This is a genomic window from Pseudomonas sp. B414, assembly GCF_055408445.1.
This window is the reverse complement of record NZ_JBUZTQ010000007.1, coordinates 97,172-114,764: the sequence shown is the minus strand read 5'-3', so window position 1 is coordinate 114,764 and position 17,593 is coordinate 97,172. Positions and strand designations below refer to the sequence as shown.

The following is a 17,593-nucleotide window of genomic DNA, read 5'->3' as shown; positions in this document are numbered from 1 at the left end:
GGGAGGCGGGGCTTTTTGCTTAAACGTGAATCAGCGTTCCAGGTCGACGATCTTGCCTGGCTTGCCATCCCACTCGGCCGCGTCCGGCAGAGGGTCTTTGCGTTCAGTGATGTTCGGCCAGATTTCAGCCAGCTCAACGTTCAACTGAATAAAATTCTCCATGCCGGCAGGTACTTCATCTTCAGAGAAGATCGCCTGGGCAGGGCATTCAGGCTCACAAAGCGCGCAGTCAATGCACTCATCCGGGTGAATCACCAGGAAGTTCGGGCCTTCGTAAAAGCAGTCCACCGGACAGACTTCTACGCAGTCGGTGTACTTGCACTTGATGCAGTTGTCGGTGACGACGAAGGTCATTTCTAATTCTCTCCTCAGGCGGCGGCAGCGAAGCCCTTCCAGAACGGGTTCACCGGGTTCGGGAGTGATATCTACTGACCAGGCTAAAAGGCCAGTAGCATCCCGAACCGCGCGCGATTCTAGCAGCTTTTAAAGGCGTGTCTTTAATGTGTAGAGCAAATCAAGCGCTTTACGTGGCGTCATATTGTCCAAATCCATCTTGGAAAGGTCATCCAGTACCGGGTGCGGCAAGCTGGCAAACATGTCGCTTTGCTGTGGCGCAGCCTTTTTGCCGGGCTTCGCAAGTGGCACTTCATGGGGCAGGCTGGTAGTTTCCAGACGGCTCAGATGTTCACGCGCGCGGGTGATCACTTCGGTGGGTACGCCCGCCAGCTGGGCCACGGCCAGGCCATAGCTCTGGCTGGCGGGGCCAGGCAACACGTGGTGCAGGAACACGATGCGCTCGTTATGCTCGGTCGCACTCAAATGCACGTTGGCCACCAGCGGTTCGTTTTCGGGCAGTACCGTGAGTTCGAAATAGTGGGTGGCAAACAGGGTATAGGCGCGCAACTGGGCGAGACGTTCTGCCGCAGCCCAGGCCAGGGATAAACCGTCGAAAGTGCTGGTGCCGCGACCCACTTCGTCCATCAGCACCAGGCTGCGCTCGGTGGCATTGTGCAGAATATTCGCGGTTTCGCTCATTTCGACCATAAAGGTCGAACGGCCGCCCGCCAGGTCATCGCTGGAACCGATCCGGGTGAAGATGCGGTCAACCAGTGACAGTTCACAGCTGGCTGCCGGTACAAAGCTGCCGATATGGGCCAGAAGCACGATCAATGCGGTCTGGCGCATGTAGGTCGATTTACCGCCCATGTTAGGACCGGTAATCACCAGCATGCGGGTGTTGTCATCCAGCGCCAGGTCGTTGGCCACAAATGGCGTGGTCAGCACTTGCTCGACCACCGGGTGACGACCCTGGCTGATGCGCATGCACGGTTCGTCGACAAAACGCGGGCAGTTCAGGTCCAGGTTCAGGGCGCGCTCGGCCAGGTTGCTCAGCACATCCAGCTCGGCCAGTGCGGCGGCGGTGTCTTGCAGCGGTGCCAGGTGACCGATCATTTCTTCGAGCAATGCTTCGTACAGCATCTTCTCGCGGGCCAGGGCGCGGCTCTTGGCTGACAGGGCCTTGTCTTCGAACGCTTTGAGTTCCGGGGTGATAAAGCGCTCGGCGCCTTTGAGGGTCTGACGGCGGATGTAGTCGGCCGGGGCTTGCTCGGCCTGCTTGCTTGGCAGCTCGATAAAGTAGCCGTGGACCCGGTTGTAACCAACCTTGAGGTTGGCCAGGCCGGTGCGGGCTTTTTCCCGGGCTTCCAGATCAATCAGGAACTGGCCGGCGTTTTCGCTCAGTGCCTGCAGCTCATCCAGTTCGGCGTCGTAACCGGTCTTCAGCACGCCGCCGTCGCGAATTACGGCGGGCGGGTTGTCGTTGATCGCCTTTTCCAGCAGGGCGCCCAGTTCCGGGTAAGTGCTGGTGGTAATGGCCAGTTGTTGCAGATGCGGTGCTTCGAGACCGACCATCGCGTCTTGCAGTTCCGGCAATGCGTTCAAGGCATCGCGCAGGCGGGCCAAGTCACGGGGGCGGGCATTGCGCAGGCCGATACGGGCCAGGATCCGCTCAAGATCACCGATTTCCTTGAGTTGTGGCTGCAGCTTTTCAAAACGATAGCCATCCAGCAAACAGGTAATCGACGACTGACGCGCCAGCAGCACGCTCAAGTCGCGCAGCGGGCGGTTCAACCAGCGAGTCAGCAGGCGGCTGCCCATGGAAGTCTGGCAACGGTCGACAACCGATTGCAGGGTGTTGTCGCGGCCACCGGCCAGGTTGGTGTCCAGCTCCAGGTTGCGGCGGCTGGCGCCGTCAAGCACTACGGTGTCGTCCAGGCGCTCATGGCGCAGGCTGCGCAAATGGGGCAGGGCAGTGCGCTGGGTTTCCTTGGCGTAGCTGAGCAGGCAACCTGCGGCGCCAATGGCCAGAGTCAGGTTTTCGCAGCCAAAGCCCTTGAGGTCCTGGGTGGAGAACTGCTGGCACAGGCTTTTCAGGGCCGAGTCGCGCTCAAAATCCCACGGCGCACGGCGACGAACGCCACGGCGTTTCTCGGCAGGCAGGCCTTGTGGCCAGTCATCCGGGATCATCAGCTCAACCGGGTTGATCCGCTCAAGCTCGGCCAGCAGATTTTCCCAGCCCTTGATCTCCAGTACCGAGAAGTTGCCGCTGGTGATGTCCAGCACCGCCAGGCCAAACAGGCGCTCATCGCCCAGTACGGCGGCAATCAGGTTGTCGCGGCGCTCGTCCATCAGCGCCTCGTCACTCACCGTCCCCGGCGTGATGATGCGTACTACCTGGCGTTCAACCGGGCCTTTGCTGGTGGCCGGGTCGCCGACCTGTTCGCAAATCACCACCGACTCGCCCAGCTTTACCAGCTTGGCCAGATAGCCTTCTGCCGCATGGTAAGGAATCCCGCACATCGGGATCGCCTGGCCTGCAGACTGGCCACGTGCCGTGAGGGTGATATCCAGCAATTTGGCGGCTTTCTTCGCATCTTCATAGAAGATCTCGTAGAAATCGCCCATGCGATAGAACATCAGCTGATCAGGGTGCTGGTTCTTCAGGCGCCAGTACTGCTGCATCATCGGCGTGTGGCTGGACAGGTCGGAAGTATTTTTACTCATCAGGGCTTGGGCGGATTCGTTCAGAAGTGGGGAAAGGCAGGCGCGTGGCCTGAGGTTTTCGCAATGGGCGCAAGGTTAACATGCCAGCCCCCTGCATCTACAGGTGTGCACGGGGCGCGCTGACGCGTTGCTATAAATAGAAGAAATAGCATTTGCCATCAATAAACACGGCCAGCACTATTGCCGCCATGTCCAAACGAACTGTTTCTACTGTCCTTAAAGAGCTGCTGGCCCGCCACCAGATCAGCGCCATGGCACTGCACCGCAGCACAGGGGTGCCGCAGTCCACACTCTCGCGCATCCTGAACGGCAAAATTGCCGACCCTTCCGACAGACATATCTCCAGAATCGCCGGGTATTTCCACATCAGTACTGACCGCCTGCGCGGCCGGGACGATGTGCGTGTGCCTGAAATTGAGCAGCGCCATCCTGAGCTGCGCGATATTTGCCTGTGGGATGACGACACCCCGGTGGCGGACGATGAAGTGTCCATCCCGTTTTTGCGTCAGGTCGAACTGGCCGCTGGCTCCGGGCGTTTCGCCATTGAAGAGAGCGAGCGCGCCAAGTTGCGTTTCGGCAAGCGCAGCCTGCGCCACAACGGCGTGGAGTTCGATCAGGCCAAGTGCGTGACCGTGCGTGGTGACAGTATGCTGCCAGTACTGCGTGATGGCGCAACCGTGGGGGTCAATGCTGGCAAGCGCACCCTTGAAGAGGTGATTGATGGTGACCTGTATGCGCTCAATCACAACGGCCAGCTGCGGGTGAAACAGTTGTATCGCCTGGCAGGCAGCATTCGTTTACGCAGCTTCAATCGCGACGAGTTCCCGGATGAGGACTACGCCTACAACGATCTGGAGGATGAACAACTGGTCATTCTCGGTCATGTGTTTTGGTGGGGTATGTACGCCCGCTAGCTGTCACTCCCACAGTATTTACCGGTTGAGGCTGCCTTGTGGCAAGCGTCCGGATAAATATATGCACTGGTGCATTGACTGTATATCCATACATGCATAGTCTTTGTTGAATTACGGCCAACGATAGATCTCAGGCAGGAGTATGACGTTTCAGTCAGGCCGGAAATTGGCGCTTATCAATAAGGACACAGGAGTGATGACATGATGAATGAACCGCAGGTTTTGCTGGAAATGCCGGTTTTACTGGTCATCCTCCTTGCCCTGGTTGGCGGCATTTTTGGTGAGATGTGGCGGGCAGACAAGGATGGCACCAGCGGATGGCCGCTTATGCGGCGCCTGGCGCTGCGTTCGGGAGCCTGCATGGTGTGCGGCGTCTCGACCTTTATGCTGCTGTACTCGGCCGGGATGTCGATTTTGGCGGCCGGTGCCCTGGGGTGCCTGACTGCGCTGGCTGGTGCGGATGCGGCCATCAGCCTGTACCAGCGCTGGGCCGCGAAACGGCTTGGGGTCGACGGTTCGCCTGGCGACTCGCGGATCGAGCCGTAGCCAGAGCCTTTTTGGTGTAGGTTATGGCCCAGACCCGCCCATCAGGAGAGGCCAGTGGATCAGATTTCTCAACTTGCAGCTGAACTTGGGCTGCTGTTAAAGGCTCTTAATGCCCAGGTGACAACTGCCGAGTCCTGCACCGGCGGCGGCATTGCCGAAGCCATCACCCGCATTGCCGGCAGCTCGGCCTGGTTCGAGGCGGGTTTTGTGACCTATTCAAACCAGCAAAAGACCAGGCAGCTGGATGTTCCCGAGCCTTTATTCACCCAGGTCGGTGCTGTCAGCCGCGAGGTAGTCGAGGCTATGGTGCGCGGTGCGCAGGCACAAAGCGGGGCACGCTTTGCCGTGGCGGTCAGTGGCGTGGCCGGGCCGGGTGGCGGTTCGCCAGAGAAGCCGGTGGGCACCGTCTGGCTGGCGTGGGGGGCTGGCGATGAAGTCTCCACCGAGCGCAGGCACTTTGCGGGTAACCGCGATGAAGTGCGCCAGCAAACGGTGATTGCTGCCCTGGAAGGCTTAATACGCCGAACGGTACGAGAAATAAAAAATCAGGGGTAGGCGATCCTCGAACCCTGTGGAATAATACTGGCTACTTATACAGTTATCGGCCGTCGGGCCTTATTGATTACGAGAGGACTTTAATGGACGACAACAAGAAGAAAGCCTTGGCTGCGGCCCTGGGTCAGATCGAACGTCAATTCGGCAAGGGTGCCGTGATGCTGATGGGCGACCAGGAGCGTCAGGCAGTGCCTGCGATCTCGACCGGTTCGCTGGGTCTGGACATCGCGCTGGGCATTGGCGGCCTGCCAAAAGGCCGTATTGTTGAAATCTACGGCCCTGAGTCTTCGGGTAAAACCACCCTGACCCTGTCCGTGATTGCACAGGCACAAAAGGCCGGCGCAACTTGCGCCTTCGTCGATGCCGAGCACGCCCTGGACCCTGAATACGCCGCCAAACTGGGTGTAAACGTTGATGACCTGCTGGTTTCCCAGCCAGACACCGGCGAACAGGCCCTGGAAATCACCGACATGCTGGTGCGTTCCAATGCGGTTGACGTGATCATCATCGACTCCGTGGCAGCCCTGACGCCAAAGGCTGAAATTGAAGGCGACATGGGTGACACCCACGTTGGCTTGCAAGCCCGTCTGATGTCACAAGCACTGCGTAAAATCACCGGCAACATCAAGAACGCCAACTGCCTGGTTATCTTTATCAACCAGATCCGCATGAAAATCGGCGTGATGTTCGGCAGCCCGGAAACCACTACCGGTGGTAACGCACTGAAGTTCTACGCCTCGGTACGTCTGGATATCCGCCGCACCGGCGCCGTGAAAGAAGGCGATGTGGTGGTGGGTAGCGAAACCCGCGTCAAAGTGGTCAAGAACAAGGTGGCACCGCCATTCCGCCAGGCTGAATTCCAGATCCTGTACGGCAAGGGCATCTACCTGAACGGCGAGATGATCGACCTGGGCGTGTTGCATGGTTTCGTTGAAAAAGCCGGTGCCTGGTACAGCTACAACGGCAGCAAGATCGGTCAGGGCAAGGCCAACTCCGCCAAGTTCCTGGACGATAACCCTGACATCAAGGACGCGCTGGAGAAGCAGCTGCGTGAGAAGTTGCTGGGGCCAAAAACCGACGCCGAGCTGGCTGAATTGAAAGTCATGCCAAAACTGAGCAAAGCTGCCAAAGAAGCTGCTGCATTGGCTGAAGCCGAAGAAATGGAAAACGCTACCGACGGCGATAACTGATCACTACCATGATTGCCGTTCTGGATACCCCCGTCGCGGTGCGACGGACTGCAATGGACCTGCTCGCGCGACGCGAGCATGGTCGAGTCGAGCTGACGCGCAAGTTGCGTCAGCGCGGCGCCTGTCCCGACATGATCGACGCCGCCCTTGACCGTTTGACGGAAGAAGGGCTGTTGTCAGAGTCGCGTTATCTTGAGAGCTATATCAACTACCGTGCCGGTTCCGGGTATGGCCCTTTGCGTATTCGTGAAGAGCTTTCCCAGCGTGGCCTTGCGCGTGGGGATATTGAACAAGCGCTGCGCGAATGTGATTTCAACTGGCAAGAACGGTTGGAAGAAACCTGGCGTCGCAAGTTTTCTGGGCAGATGCCTGCAGATGCCAAAGAACGCGCTCGCCAAGGGCGCTTTTTGAGCTATCGCGGCTATCCGCTTGAAATGATCGGCCGCCTGTTAAGCGGCCGGGAGTTTGATGACTGAATCTATTGTCGGTCGTACCCTGTAAGGTCCGGATTCAGTGGGCGCCGTAAAACCTGCGGGGGCTGGCTTGCCTGCGATGGCATCACCGCGGTTTGCCTGCCAGACCGCGCCGCCTGCATCGCGAGCAAGCCCGCTCCCACAATAATCCCTGCAAGCATCAAATTTGCGTGCGACACAATTCTTGTGTGGCTGGCTTGCCTGCGATGGTTTTGGATACAAATATCCCAGGTTTGCCCGAGCCTTGTGGGAGCTGGCTTGCCAGCGATGCAGGCGCTGTGGTCTGTCAGGCGAACCGAAGTGATGCCATCGCGAGCAGGCTCGCTCCCACATAATGAGCCCGGCAAGGTCCTGATTTTGTGAGCAGCGCAAAACCTGTGGGAGTCGCCCCAATCGCTGGCAAGCCAGCTCCCACAGGATTTGCACTGTCAGTGTGGAAGCTGGTTGGCCAGCGATGGTTCTGGATACACAGACCGCGCCGCCTGCATCGCAAGCAAGCCCGCTCCCACAGTACCAGCCCACATACCAATTCTGGCTTAATCAGCCAACGACTCGTGCACCTGCGCAGTAGGCGCATTATCGGCTGCCGCCCAGTTTTGCGGCAGGTTGATAAAGTTGACCAGCTCGCGTAACCGCCCCTGATTGCGGCCGCTGAAGGCAAAGCCCAGGCAGGTCAGGTGGTTCAGTTTTGGGTCGTCATGCTCAAAGCGGCAGTATTCCTGTTGATGGAAACCGTCACTCAGGCAAATATCGGCAAACGCCTGTTGTATCTCCTGGAGTGCCTGCACACTGACCGGCCGCTTCATGCGGATCACAAAGGTTTTGTTCAACCAGCGGCTTGAATGGAAGTTGCTGTAGAACTGGTTGATTTCAGCAAGAGCCTCTTCGGCGCTATAGACCAGGCGCATCAGTTTCAAATCATTAGGCAGAATGTACTGGTTGGCTTCCAGCTGGTTATGAATAAAGTCCAGCGCACCCTGCCAGAACTTGCCGCCCGGCACATCCAGCAAGACCACCGGCACCAGCGGGGTTTTGCCCGTTTGCATCAAGGTCAGCACTTCCAGCACTTCATCCAGCGTGCCGAAACCACCCGGGCACATCACCAGTGCGTCTGCTTCCTTGGTGAAGAACAGTTTGCGGGTAAAAAAGAAATGGAACGCCAGTACGTTGGCAGTGCCATTGATGGTGGGGTTGGCCCGTTGCTCGAACGGCAGGGTGATATTGAACCCCAGGCTATTGGCCAGGCCTGCGCCTTCATGGGCGGCAGCCATGATGCCAGCACCGCCACCGGTGATCACCATCATGTCGGATTTTGCCAGCACCGAGCCCATTTCCCGTGCCAGGGCATACATCGGGTGTTCGACCGGGGTTCTGGCCGAACCGAAGACCGTGACTTTGCGACGGCCCTTGAACTGTTCCAGGGTGCGGAAGGTTTTTTCGAGCTCGCGAATGGCTTGCAGGGTGATCTTGGCATTCCAGCGATCGAGATCGTCATGGGCCATGCGCAATACGGTCAGCAACATCTCGCGGTAAAGCGCCCGGTTCGGGCTGTCGGGTGCAACCCGCTGCAGTTGCTCGTCCACTTCATGTGCAAGCTCAAGACCCTGCTCCTGGAAGTACAGCGCCAGGGAGTCAATGGATTGATCAGGCATGTATTTCTCCTTCTACACAACATCCTTTAAAGCGCCACACATGGGGCTGGCGCCGAGACACTGGGTGTCACCATCATGCTTTGATGATGGTCCTGTGATGTCTTGGCTGGCAATAGCTAATTGCCTGACGCACATGAAGTTTGGTGAAAGGAGGCAGGGCAGGGGAGCGGGGTCATACGCCGTACAGGGTACGGCGTGGCAGGAGTATTACTTTTTGCGCTGGCAGTTTTCGGCGCGGAAGTCCTGGGTCAGGACCGGACTGTTGGTTTTGTATTCCCGGAAGCTGTAGCGCAGCGTGGCGCCTTGAGCCATCAAAGTGCGGAAACCTGCGTTGCTGCACACACTGCGCCCCAGTTGCGGCACGGTTTCTTCAGGGTTGGAGCGCATCTGGGCGGCCAACGTCGGGCTGGCTTCCAGATTGTTGATCAGCACAGTGCCGTCTACCGTAAAGCCTTTATCCAGCAGGTCCGCATTGATTGCTCGCGGTTTGCCTTCATTGCTTTTCTCGGCAACCTTGAGCAGGGTTTTGTTCAGCTCAAAATCCTTGAGAGAGGCGGCTTGTGCGGCCAGAGGCAGTGCAAGCATTAGAGCGACGGTCGGAATGATATGGCGCAGCATGAAGCTCTCCTGATTTCAGTGACGCAGGCTTTGACCGGCCACATATCTATGCGTTCAGCCAGAACGGCTACATATCTGCACGTTCAGTGGCGCGGGAGTATAGGTCAGCATGGGCACACAGGAAATGCCAAAGGTCATGGAATCGCGCCTCTGGTAAACTTGGCTCCTTTCTTCTGTGAATCCGTTTATGCGCCAATTCTGGCGAATGGACGCTTGGCGCCTTTTAAGTAAAAAATCATGACCCTGACAACCTTTTCCCCGAATGCTGTGGCCCGTTTACGAGACGAGCGTGAAGAGGAGAGCACAAAGCCTTATCTGGCGCGTGGTTCCCGTGCCCCGCGTTGCCATACTTGCCGCGTGATCGAGAGCCACTGCCTGTGCAACTGGCGGCCCAAGGTGACTACGCGCTCGGGCGTGTGCCTGGTCATGACCAAAAAGGAAGTGTTCAAGCCCAGCAACACCGGCTGGCTGATCGCCGATGTGGTGAGCGATAACTTTGCTTTTATCTGGTCGCGTACCGAAACCGACGATGCACTGCTGGCGTTGCTCGCCGACCCACAGTGGCAGCCGTATCTGGTGTTCCCCGGCGAGTACGTCGCGCCTGAGCGGGTCACTCACACCGTGGATCTGGACAGCAGCAAGCGCCCGCTGTTTATCCTGCTCGATGCAACCTGGACCGAAGCGCGCAAGATTTTTCGCAAAAGCCCGTACTTCGATGCCTTGCCGATTTTGAGCTTGCTGCCTGAAAGGCTCTCGCGCTACCGCTTGCGCCGTTCCACGCGCAGCGAACATCTGTGTACCGCCGAAGTGGCCAGCCTGTGCCTTGAGCTCGCGGGCGATATCGATGCTTCAAGTGCCCTGGATGCCTATTTCGATGTGTTCAGTCAGCATTATCTGGATGCAAAGAATCAGTTACCGATGAATGAGTCCAGCGCTGCGCACCAGGAACTGGGCGTTTTTGTAAAAGACCTTAGCCATAATCGCTCTCAATAGACTAAAGAAGTAGCGCTACAATTTTCGTACAGATGTAAGCGGGCAGCATTGCAGGTTTTTCGATGATGGCTCTGTAATGGCTTCTGCGTGGACCCGGGCGTCAGGTTTTCAACTTGACCCTCCCTGTTTCGCTGGGCATGCTTGGCGCCGATTCGGCTGCCGCAGCTGTTAAAACACTTATATTTGCCGACGTTTCGCGTAAATCGCGCCCTTTGACGCACAGTCTTTGAGCTTTTGCTCGAGTTGCCTTAGCGAGTATCGGAATTCATCCGGGCTCGCCTGAAAAACGGGATCATTTAAAAAATGGCCACATACGAAATCCTGATTGCCGACGACCATCCTCTGTTTCGCAGTGCCCTGCACCAGGCCGTGAGCCTTGGGCTGGGTTCTGATGTTCGCCTGGTAGAGGTCGCCAGTATTGCCGAGCTTGAAACACAGCTGGCGGTAAAGGCTGATTGGGATCTGGTACTGCTCGATTTGAACATGCCGGGTGCTTACGGTTTCTCCGGGCTGGTGTTGCTGCGTGGGCAGTACCCGCAAATCCCGGTGGTGATGGTATCGGCGCAGGAAGAAGCCTCGATCATGGTGCGTTCCCGCGAGTTCGGCGCCAGTGGCTTTATTCCTAAATCCAGTTCGCTGGAAGAAATTCAGAAAGCCGTACGTGCTGTACTGGATGGCGATGTCTCCTGGCCGCCCCAGGCGTTTGAAGATGTTCAGGTTTCAGCCGAGGCCAAAGCGGCCAGCGAAGGTCTGGCCAGCCTTACGCCTCAGCAGTTCCGGGTGTTGACCATGGTCTGTGAAGGCCTGCTGAACAAGCAGATCGCCTACGAGCTGAGCGTTTCCGAAGCGACCATCAAAGCTCACGTAACAGCAATTTTCCGCAAGCTGGGGGTTCGCACCCGCACCCAGGCCGCGCTACTCTTGCAGCAACTTGAATCAATTTCGAGCCATTAATCTGCGAGCCTTCACGCTTTTTTGACGAAGCGTGAACTAGCGTTTCCCTCTCATTTTTTGCGCAGTTGCCTATCTATGTCGCCTTTCAAGGGTAAAACCGGATTTAAACGGATTTTGAATGCTGGCGGTTATTCGCTGGACGGTTTGCGCGCAGCCTTTACTGGCGAGGCGGCGTTTCGACAGTTGGTGCTGCTCAACGTGATCTTGATTCCGCTGAGCTTCATGTTGAACGTGAGCCGGGTAGAGCGCGCATTGTTGATCGCCGTGTGCTTGCTGGCATTGATTGTCGAGTTGTTGAACTCGGCGATCGAGGCAGTGGTTGATCGTATCTCCCTCGACCTGCACCCATTGTCGAAAAACGCCAAGGACATGGGCAGCGCTGCCCAGTTTGTGGTGCTGACCATGATCGCTGTGGTCTGGGCAGTGATCCTGCTTTAAGCGATGGTTGGCAATACGATCTCGTCGCTGCGCTGAACCCCGGCGGTGAAGGCGCGGCATAGTTCGAGAAATTCGCGCATGGCGGAAGTCTGGTACTTCTTTTTGTGCCAGATAAAGAAGAACTGCCGGGCCAGATCCAGTTCGGGGGTCTCCACCGCCACCAGGCTGCCGCGTCGAAAGGCGTCGCGCAACGCCAGGCGAGAGATGCAGCCAATGCCCAGCCCCGATTCCACGGCGCGTTTGATCGCTTCGGTGTGTTCCAGCTCCAGGCGAATATTCAGCGAAGTTTGATGATGGCGCATGGCCTGATCGAATGTCAGACGGGTGCCTGAGCCTTGCTCACGCAAAATCCACGCTTCACGGGTCAGCTCTTCCAGGGTGGCGTGGCCGCGCGCGGCCAGCGGATGTTGGGGAGCGCAAAACACCACCAGTTCATCTTCGACCCAGCTCTGAACTTCGATATCCGGGTGTGCGCAATCGCCTTCAATCAGACCCAGATCAATTTCGTAGTGCGCAACTTGTTGCACGATATGAGCAGTATTTTGCACCACCAGCTTGACCTGACTTTCCGGGTGCGCCTGCATAAAGCTGCCGATGAGCAGGGTCGCCAGGTAGTTGCCGATGGTCAGTGTCGCGCCCACGGTCAATGAGCCAAAGCCGGACTTGCCGTTGAGCAGGTCTTCGATTTCCTTGGCCTGATCGAGCAGGGCGACCGCCTGTGGCAGCAGTTGACGGCCCAGGGCGTTGAGGCTCAGGCGTTTGCCGGCACGATCGAACAGCTGGCAGCTGGTTTGCCTCTCCAGTTCAGTAATTGAAGTACTGGCAGCAGATTGTGAAAGGGCCAACAAGCCGGCAGCGCGAGACACGCTCTCTTGTTGGGCGACGGCAACGAACACCTGGAGTTGTCTGAGAGTAAATCGCATATCGATATAACCGATAACCCTTATCTTGATAATTCAGTTAACAGATATTGTCGCCGCCATTAGAATGCTGTGCAATCGCGCCCATAGTCAGCGCAGGCGAAATTAGGAGCCCCGTACATGAGCAACATGAACCACGAACGTGTCCTCAGTGTTCATCACTGGAACGACACCCTGTTCAGCTTCAAGTGCACCCGCGACCCGGGCTTGCGCTTCGAGAACGGTCAGTTCGTGATGATCGGCCTGCAACAGCCCAATGGCCGTCCGCTTATGCGTGCCTACTCGATCGCCAGCCCGAACTGGGAAGAGCATCTGGAATTCTTCAGCATCAAGGTGCCGGACGGCCCGCTGACTTCCCAGTTGCAGCACTTGAAGGAAGGCGACGAGATCATCATCAGCAAAAAACCTACGGGTACGCTGGTGCTGGACGACTTGAAGCCGGGCAAGCATCTGTACCTGCTCAGCACTGGTACTGGCTTGGCGCCATTTATGAGCGTGATCCAGGACCCGGAAACCTACGAGCGTTTCGAAAAAGTGATCCTGTGCCACGGCGTGCGTTACGTCAATGAAGTCGCCTACCGCGAATTCATCACCGAGCACCTGCCACAGAACGAGTTCTTCGGCGAAGCGCTGCGTGAAAAGCTGATCTACTACCCGACCGTTACCCGCGAGCCGTTTGAAAACGAAGGCCGCCTGACCGATCTGATGCGCAGCGGCAAGCTGTTCAGTGATATCGGTCTGCCACCGATCAATCCGCAGGACGACCGTGCCATGTTGTGCGGCAGCCCGAGCATGCTCGACGAAACCAGCGAAGTATTGAACAGCTTCGGCCTGAAAGTTTCGCCGCGTATGCGCGAGCCGGGTGACTACCTGATCGAGCGTGCTTTCGTCGAGAAGTAACAAACGCAGTTCTATACACATGTGGGAGCGAGCCTGCTCGCGATTACGGCTTGTCAGTCACTCAGGCAGTGACTGGTACACCACAATCGCGAGCAGGCTCGCTCCCACAATTGCTTTCAGCTCAAGACTTTGCAATCACTTCCAGCACACGGATCAAGCCGGGCTCGGGGTAGTGCCAGCGTACGTCCAGATCCCAGAACTGTGCGCCGTACTCTCGTTCGGCTGTGGGCGTCTGGTATGCAGGGCGCGGGTCTTGCGCCAGGCATTGCTCGATCAGCTCCACCAGCGGCTCCTGAAGGCGCAGGGCTTGCCTGTGCGCCTGTTGCAGGGCTGTGTCCGCCCATTGCACGGGAATCAGCACCGGGGCCGCGCTGGCCATGTCATTACTGGCATCACTGATGATGTCTGCGTAGGGCACATAGGGTTTGATATCGAGAATCGGCGTGCCATCGAGCAGGTCGATTCCGGAAATCCACAGGCGATTGGCCTCAACCTTGTCCAGCTTGACCACGGACTGTCCGATGCCATTGGGGCGATGGGTGGCGCGGGTGGCAAACACGCCCATCGACTTGTTGCCGCCCAGCCGCGGTGGACGCACCTTAAGGCGTGGCTTGTCTTCCAGCGCCTGGTGGAACACAAACAGCAGCCACACATGGCTGACCTGCTCCAGACCCTGCACCGCATCGCCCTGATCGAACGGCGCGACCAGTTCCAGCACGCCACGGGCGGCCGGAGCCAGTTGCGGCTGGCGGGGGATGGCGAACTTCTCCTTGAAGCAGGAGCGCACAAAGCCGATGGGGGAGACGGTGTAGGTCATGGAAGGCGTTTTTTCAGTCGCGAACGCGCAGGGTCAGGCCCTTGAGGAAGTTGCGCAGCAACTGGTCACCACAGGTACGGTAGTTGGTATGGCCGAACTTGCGGAACAGGGCGCTCAGCTCAGGCTTGGACACCGGGAAACCGGCAGCCTTGAGGATGGCGTGCATGTCGTCTTCTTTCAGCTCGAAGGCGACACGCAGTTTTTTCAGGATGATGTTGTTGGTCACCGGCAGTTCAACAGGCATCGGGGCACGGCTTTCGTCCTTGCCGCGCTTGAAGATCACCAGGCCATCGAGGAAGTGCGCCATCACTTCGTCCGGGCAACGTACAAAGCCTTCTTCTTCGTCTTTTTTCAGATAGGTCAGGACATCTTCCTTGGTCACGTCCAGGCCGCCAAGCTTGATGATTTCGACAACCTTGTTGTCGCTGATGTCGAGCATGTAGCGCACGCTACGCAGTACGTCGTTATGAATCATATGGGTAATCCTGATATTCAGCAGTGAGCACCGCAGGCGTTGCTGCGGTGTCGAAATGTTCGGGGTGGTTCTGTTTTTAGAACTTTTCTTTGGCGCTCATGTAGCGCCACTGGCCAACGGGCAACTTGCCCATCGACACGCCGCCAATACGAATCCGGCGGATCGAGATCACGGTCAGGCCAACGGCCTGGCAGAACAGGGCAATCACACCCGGCTGCGGATTTTTCATCGCAAAGCGCAGACGGTTTTCACTCTGCCAGCTGGCTTTGACCGCAGGCAGTTCGCGACCCTTGTAGGTCATGCCGTGATTGAGGCGGTTCAAGCCGTGGGGAGCCATCTCGCCGGAGACTTCAACCACGTATTCCTGCTCGATCTTGTTGGCGTCGGCAGTCAGCTTGCGCACGATTTTCCAGTCCTGGGTAAACACCAGCAGGCCGCTGGCGTTGGCTTGCAGCTCATTGCCAACGCTCAGGCGCAGGAAGTGACCCTTGAGCGGGCGCTTGCCGAAGCGGTGCTCTTCGCTCAGGGTGTCCGGGCCGATCAACGCCATGGCGCTGTCGGTATCCAGGCCCGCCGGGGCATTGAGCAAAATGGTTACAGGCTCGGGCGCGGTGGCCTTGGCTTCAGGGTCCAGCTCGACTTTCTGGTTGTCGACCTTGAACTGTGGCTCGTCGATGACTTCGCCATCTACCGTGACCCAGCCACCTTCAATGAACAGTTCGGCCTCACGGCGGGAGCAGCCGACGAGTTCGATGAGGCGTTTGGAGAGACGTATCGGTTCAGACATGACAGGGGCCGTAAAGGAATTGGGCGACCATTGTACCCGCCTGGCGCCGGTTAAGCCCGGCTACATTTGCCTTATGCGCGTGCTGGGCGTTTATACCGCAGGTGTAACAAAGGGTAAGGCTGGCCCATGCCGTCCTTTTCGCAGCGTCCGACAGCTTCAAAGCCCTGTTTGAGGTAAAAGCCGATGGCTTGCGGGTTTTGCTCATTGACGTCCAGGCGTTCGGCATTCAGTTCATTGATGGCGAACAGCAGCAGGCACTTGCCGATGCCTTGTCCCCGGTAATCGGGGTGGATAAACAGCATTTCGACCTTGCCGGCCGCGACCCCGGCAAAGCCGGTAATGCGTTTGCTGGTCGGGTCCTTGCAGCAGATCAGCATCACGGCATCCAGGTACTGGTCCTTGACCAGGCCGCGCAACAGCTGGATATAGCTGTCAGGCAAAAAGTCATGGGTGGCGCGCACCGATGCTTCCCATACGTTGGTCAGTTCTTCAAAGTCGGCAAGGCGTGGCGTATGGATAACCCATTTGTGTTGCATCGTGCGTGTCTCCTGACACTGATGATGTAAGCAATAGGCTAACGATAGCCGTTAAAAAAGCCCTGGCGCGAGAGCGGCAGGGCTTTTTGCGGAGCAGTCGCGATTTAGATCACTTCAGCCCACAAGTCATACTCGTCGGCATCGGTGACGCGGCACATGATCTTGTCGCCCGGCTTGATGTCTTTCTCGGTGGCGATAAACACGTTGCCGTCGATTTCCGGCGCGTCAAAGAAGCAGCGGCCTACAGCGCCTTGCTCGTCAACTTCGTCGATCAGCACTTCGATTTCCTTGCCGATCTTCATCTGCAGGCGTGCTGCGCTGATGGCCTGTTGATGGGCCATAAAGCGGTCCCAGCGATCCTGCTTGACGTCGTCCGGCACAATGGCCGCGTCCAGCAGGTTGGCAGGTGCGCCTTCTACCGGCGAGTACTGGAAGCAACCTACACGATCGAGTTGGGCTTCAGTCAGCCAGTCGAGCAGGTACTGGAAGTCTTCTTCGGTTTCGCCGGGGAAGCCGACGATAAAGGTCGAGCGGATGATCAGGTCCGGGCAAATCACGCGCCAGTTCTTGATCCGGGCCAGGGTCTTGTCTTCAAATGCCGGGCGCTTCATGGCCTTGAGCACTTTCGGGCTGGCGTGCTGGAACGGGATGTCCAGGTACGGCAGGATCTTGCCGGCGGCCATCAACGGGATCAGCTCGTCAACGTGCGGGTACGGGTAAACGTAGTGCAGGCGCACCCATACGCCCAGGGAGCTGAGGGCTTCGCAGAGTTCGGTCATGCGTGTCTTGACCGGCGCGCCGTTCCAGAAACCGGTGCGGTATTTCACATCAACGCCGTAGGCGCTGGTGTCCTGGGAGATCACCAGCAGCTCTTTCACGCCGGCCTTGACCAGGCGCTGGGCTTCGTCGAGGACGTCGCCAACCGGGCGGCTGACCAGCTTGCCGCGCATCGACGGGATAATGCAGAAGCTGCAGCTGTGGTTGCAGCCTTCGGAAATCTTCAGGTAGGCATAGTGACGGGGCGTCAGCTTGACGCCCTGTGGCGGTACCAGGTCGATCAGCGGGTTGTGGTCCTGACGCGGTGGCACCACCTGGTGTACGGCATTGACGACCTGCTCATACTGCTGCGGGCCGGTAACGGCCAGCACGCTCGGGTGTACGTTGCGGATATTGCCTTCTTCGACGCCCATGCAGCCGGTCACGATGACCTTGCCGTTTTCTTTGATGGCCTCGCCGATCACTTCGAGGGATTCGGCCTTGGCGCTGTCGATAAAGCCGCAGGTGTTGACCACCACGACATCAGCGTCCTGATAGGTAGAAACGACGTCATAGCCTTCCATGCGCAGCTGCGTAAGGATGCGCTCGGAGTCAACTAACGCCTTTGGGCAACCCAGTGAAACAAAGCCAACCTTGGGGTTGGCTGACTTGGGGGTAATGGTGGACATGGCGAACCTCGGTATGTAGTGACGTTACATGCCCGTAAAGGCTGCACGACGAGCGGGCGCTTTGGGTCTGTTGGCGCTTTGTTGAGGTTATCAACCAAGCGGTAACAGGCTCTTGTGCGCCTCTGATCAAAAAAAGTGCGCAATTTTAGCTATGGTCAACGTACTTGACCAGCGTTATACGGGGATTTACGACGAGTGCTGCGCTATGCTGCGCGCCGTCGCGAAAACAGGGTTTTCAATCAGCCGAATTTCGTGGATCAGATTCGTAAAATCAGCGCATGCTGCTGATCAAACGTAGCGTAGGCCATTAAGAATCG

At 57.7% G+C, this 17,593-nt stretch carries 19 protein-coding genes; 9 read left to right on the top strand and 10 right to left on the bottom strand.

Annotated features, from left to right (window positions below; translation table 11 throughout):
* Positions 1-30 precede the first annotated feature (30 nt).
* Complete coding sequence (gene fdxA / locus ACZRMH_RS08690; protein ID WP_016779762.1) at positions 31-354, bottom strand: ferredoxin FdxA; 324 nt, start codon at positions 352-354, stop codon at positions 31-33.
* Positions 355-483: 129 nt separating this feature from the next.
* A complete protein-coding gene (mutS, locus tag ACZRMH_RS08685) occupies positions 484-3,063 on the bottom strand; it encodes a DNA mismatch repair protein MutS (RefSeq protein WP_464013067.1) in 2,580 nt (859 codons plus the stop codon).
* A 188-nt stretch (positions 3,064-3,251) separates the two neighbouring features.
* Here mutS and ACZRMH_RS08680 point away from each other — a divergent pair, with 188 nt between their 5' ends.
* The 5 genes from ACZRMH_RS08680 (at position 3,252) to recX (ending at position 6,744) form a co-directional block, all read left to right on the top strand.
* A complete protein-coding gene (locus ACZRMH_RS08680; RefSeq protein ID WP_464013066.1) occupies positions 3,252-3,977 on the top strand; it encodes an XRE family transcriptional regulator in 726 nt (241 codons plus the stop codon).
* A 201-nt stretch (positions 3,978-4,178) separates the two neighbouring features.
* Positions 4,179-4,523 carry a phage holin family protein gene (locus ACZRMH_RS08675; protein WP_464013065.1) on the top strand — a complete coding sequence of 115 codons (345 nt, stop codon included), beginning with the start codon at positions 4,179-4,181 and terminating at the stop codon, positions 4,521-4,523.
* A gap of 54 nt (positions 4,524-4,577) precedes the next feature.
* Positions 4,578-5,078: a CinA family protein gene (locus ACZRMH_RS08670; RefSeq protein ID WP_464013064.1), complete on the top strand. Its 501-nt coding sequence runs from the start codon at positions 4,578-4,580 to the stop codon at positions 5,076-5,078.
* A gap of 83 nt (positions 5,079-5,161) precedes the next feature.
* A complete protein-coding gene (gene recA / locus ACZRMH_RS08665; protein ID WP_235571529.1) occupies positions 5,162-6,268 on the top strand; it encodes a recombinase RecA in 1,107 nt (368 codons plus the stop codon).
* 8 nt (positions 6,269-6,276) lie between these two features.
* Positions 6,277-6,744, top strand: a complete 468-nt coding sequence (recX, locus tag ACZRMH_RS08660) for a recombination regulator RecX (RefSeq protein WP_464013063.1) — start codon at positions 6,277-6,279, stop codon at positions 6,742-6,744.
* A 533-nt stretch (positions 6,745-7,277) separates the two neighbouring features.
* Here recX and ACZRMH_RS08655 read toward each other — a convergent pair.
* Entirely contained in the window at positions 7,278-8,393 is a 1,116-nt protein-coding gene (locus ACZRMH_RS08655) for an LOG family protein (RefSeq protein ID WP_464013062.1), read from the bottom strand.
* Positions 8,394-8,600: 207 nt separating this feature from the next.
* Positions 8,601-9,011 carry a PA3611 family quorum-sensing-regulated virulence factor gene (locus tag ACZRMH_RS08650; protein WP_464013061.1) on the bottom strand — a complete coding sequence of 137 codons (411 nt, stop codon included), beginning with the start codon at positions 9,009-9,011 and terminating at the stop codon, positions 8,601-8,603.
* Between the two features lie 237 nt (positions 9,012-9,248).
* Here ACZRMH_RS08650 and ACZRMH_RS08645 point away from each other — a divergent pair, with 237 nt between their 5' ends.
* The 3 genes from ACZRMH_RS08645 to ACZRMH_RS08635 all read left to right on the top strand — a co-directional run bounded on the left by ACZRMH_RS08645 (position 9,249) and on the right by ACZRMH_RS08635 (position 11,396).
* Positions 9,249-10,004, top strand: coding sequence for a tRNA-uridine aminocarboxypropyltransferase (locus ACZRMH_RS08645; protein ID WP_464013060.1), 756 nt, complete (start codon positions 9,249-9,251; stop codon positions 10,002-10,004).
* A gap of 303 nt (positions 10,005-10,307) precedes the next feature.
* A complete protein-coding gene (gene erdR, locus ACZRMH_RS08640; RefSeq protein WP_016779772.1) occupies positions 10,308-10,958 on the top strand; it encodes a response regulator transcription factor ErdR in 651 nt (216 codons plus the stop codon).
* A 75-nt stretch (positions 10,959-11,033) separates the two neighbouring features.
* Entirely contained in the window at positions 11,034-11,396 is a 363-nt protein-coding gene (locus ACZRMH_RS08635; RefSeq protein WP_464013059.1) for a diacylglycerol kinase, read from the top strand.
* Here the strand turns inward: ACZRMH_RS08635 and ACZRMH_RS08630 are convergent.
* Positions 11,393-12,319, bottom strand: a complete 927-nt coding sequence (locus tag ACZRMH_RS08630) for a LysR family transcriptional regulator (RefSeq protein ID WP_235571520.1) — start codon at positions 12,317-12,319, stop codon at positions 11,393-11,395. The two genes, ACZRMH_RS08635 and ACZRMH_RS08630, sit on opposite strands and share 4 nt — an antisense overlap.
* A 117-nt stretch (positions 12,320-12,436) precedes the next feature.
* On the opposite strand from ACZRMH_RS08630, the gene fpr reads away from it, so the two are divergent.
* Complete coding sequence (gene fpr / locus ACZRMH_RS08625) at positions 12,437-13,216, top strand: ferredoxin-NADP reductase (RefSeq protein ID WP_019827846.1); 780 nt, start codon at positions 12,437-12,439, stop codon at positions 13,214-13,216.
* A 121-nt stretch (positions 13,217-13,337) separates the two neighbouring features.
* On the opposite strand, the gene tsaA is transcribed toward fpr, so the two are convergent.
* The 5 genes from tsaA to rimO all read right to left on the bottom strand — a co-directional run bounded on the left by tsaA (position 13,338) and on the right by rimO (position 17,276).
* Positions 13,338-14,033 (bottom strand): tRNA (N6-threonylcarbamoyladenosine(37)-N6)-methyltransferase TrmO, encoded by a 696-nt coding sequence (gene tsaA, locus ACZRMH_RS08620; RefSeq protein ID WP_464013058.1) that lies wholly within the window; start codon positions 14,031-14,033, stop codon positions 13,338-13,340.
* Between the two features lie 13 nt (positions 14,034-14,046).
* Positions 14,047-14,508: a YehS family protein gene (locus ACZRMH_RS08615; RefSeq protein ID WP_016779778.1), complete on the bottom strand. Its 462-nt coding sequence runs from the start codon at positions 14,506-14,508 to the stop codon at positions 14,047-14,049.
* Between the two features lie 76 nt (positions 14,509-14,584).
* A complete protein-coding gene (locus ACZRMH_RS08610) occupies positions 14,585-15,295 on the bottom strand; it encodes an rRNA pseudouridine synthase (protein WP_464013057.1) in 711 nt (236 codons plus the stop codon).
* A 71-nt stretch (positions 15,296-15,366) separates the two neighbouring features.
* Entirely contained in the window at positions 15,367-15,831 is a 465-nt protein-coding gene (locus tag ACZRMH_RS08605) for a GNAT family N-acetyltransferase (protein WP_464013056.1), read from the bottom strand.
* A 104-nt stretch (positions 15,832-15,935) separates the two neighbouring features.
* Positions 15,936-17,276, bottom strand: coding sequence for a 30S ribosomal protein S12 methylthiotransferase RimO (rimO, locus tag ACZRMH_RS08600; protein WP_464013055.1), 1,341 nt, complete (start codon positions 17,274-17,276; stop codon positions 15,936-15,938).
* Positions 17,277-17,593 lie beyond the last annotated feature (317 nt).

Bases quoted from the DNA above. Each gene is read 5' to 3' on its own strand.
- ACZRMH_RS08645 (WP_464013060.1), top strand. From the start codon at position 9,249: ATGACCCTGACAACCTTTTCCCCGAATGCTGTGGCCCGTTTACGAGAC.
- fdxA (WP_016779762.1), bottom strand. From the start codon at position 354: ATGACCTTCGTCGTCACCGACAACTGCATCAAGTGCAAGTACACCGAC.
- ACZRMH_RS08610 (WP_464013057.1), bottom strand. From the start codon at position 15,295: ATGTCTGAACCGATACGTCTCTCCAAACGCCTCATCGAACTCGTCGGC.
- rimO (WP_464013055.1), bottom strand. From the start codon at position 17,276: ATGTCCACCATTACCCCCAAGTCAGCCAACCCCAAGGTTGGCTTTGTT.
- mutS (WP_464013067.1), bottom strand. From the start codon at position 3,063: ATGAGTAAAAATACTTCCGACCTGTCCAGCCACACGCCGATGATGCAG.
- recA (WP_235571529.1), top strand. From the start codon at position 5,162: ATGGACGACAACAAGAAGAAAGCCTTGGCTGCGGCCCTGGGTCAGATC.
- fpr (WP_019827846.1), top strand. From the start codon at position 12,437: ATGAGCAACATGAACCACGAACGTGTCCTCAGTGTTCATCACTGGAAC.
- recX (WP_464013063.1), top strand. From the start codon at position 6,277: ATGATTGCCGTTCTGGATACCCCCGTCGCGGTGCGACGGACTGCAATG.
- ACZRMH_RS08605 (WP_464013056.1), bottom strand. From the start codon at position 15,831: ATGCAACACAAATGGGTTATCCATACGCCACGCCTTGCCGACTTTGAA.
- ACZRMH_RS08655 (WP_464013062.1), bottom strand. From the start codon at position 8,393: ATGCCTGATCAATCCATTGACTCCCTGGCGCTGTACTTCCAGGAGCAG.
- ACZRMH_RS08635 (WP_464013059.1), top strand. From the start codon at position 11,034: ATGTCGCCTTTCAAGGGTAAAACCGGATTTAAACGGATTTTGAATGCT.
- erdR (WP_016779772.1), top strand. From the start codon at position 10,308: ATGGCCACATACGAAATCCTGATTGCCGACGACCATCCTCTGTTTCGC.
- ACZRMH_RS08650 (WP_464013061.1), bottom strand. From the start codon at position 9,011: ATGCTGCGCCATATCATTCCGACCGTCGCTCTAATGCTTGCACTGCCT.
- ACZRMH_RS08630 (WP_235571520.1), bottom strand. From the start codon at position 12,319: ATGCGATTTACTCTCAGACAACTCCAGGTGTTCGTTGCCGTCGCCCAA.
- tsaA (WP_464013058.1), bottom strand. From the start codon at position 14,033: ATGACCTACACCGTCTCCCCCATCGGCTTTGTGCGCTCCTGCTTCAAG.
- ACZRMH_RS08675 (WP_464013065.1), top strand. From the start codon at position 4,179: ATGATGAATGAACCGCAGGTTTTGCTGGAAATGCCGGTTTTACTGGTC.
- ACZRMH_RS08680 (WP_464013066.1), top strand. From the start codon at position 3,252: ATGTCCAAACGAACTGTTTCTACTGTCCTTAAAGAGCTGCTGGCCCGC.
- ACZRMH_RS08615 (WP_016779778.1), bottom strand. From the start codon at position 14,508: ATGATTCATAACGACGTACTGCGTAGCGTGCGCTACATGCTCGACATC.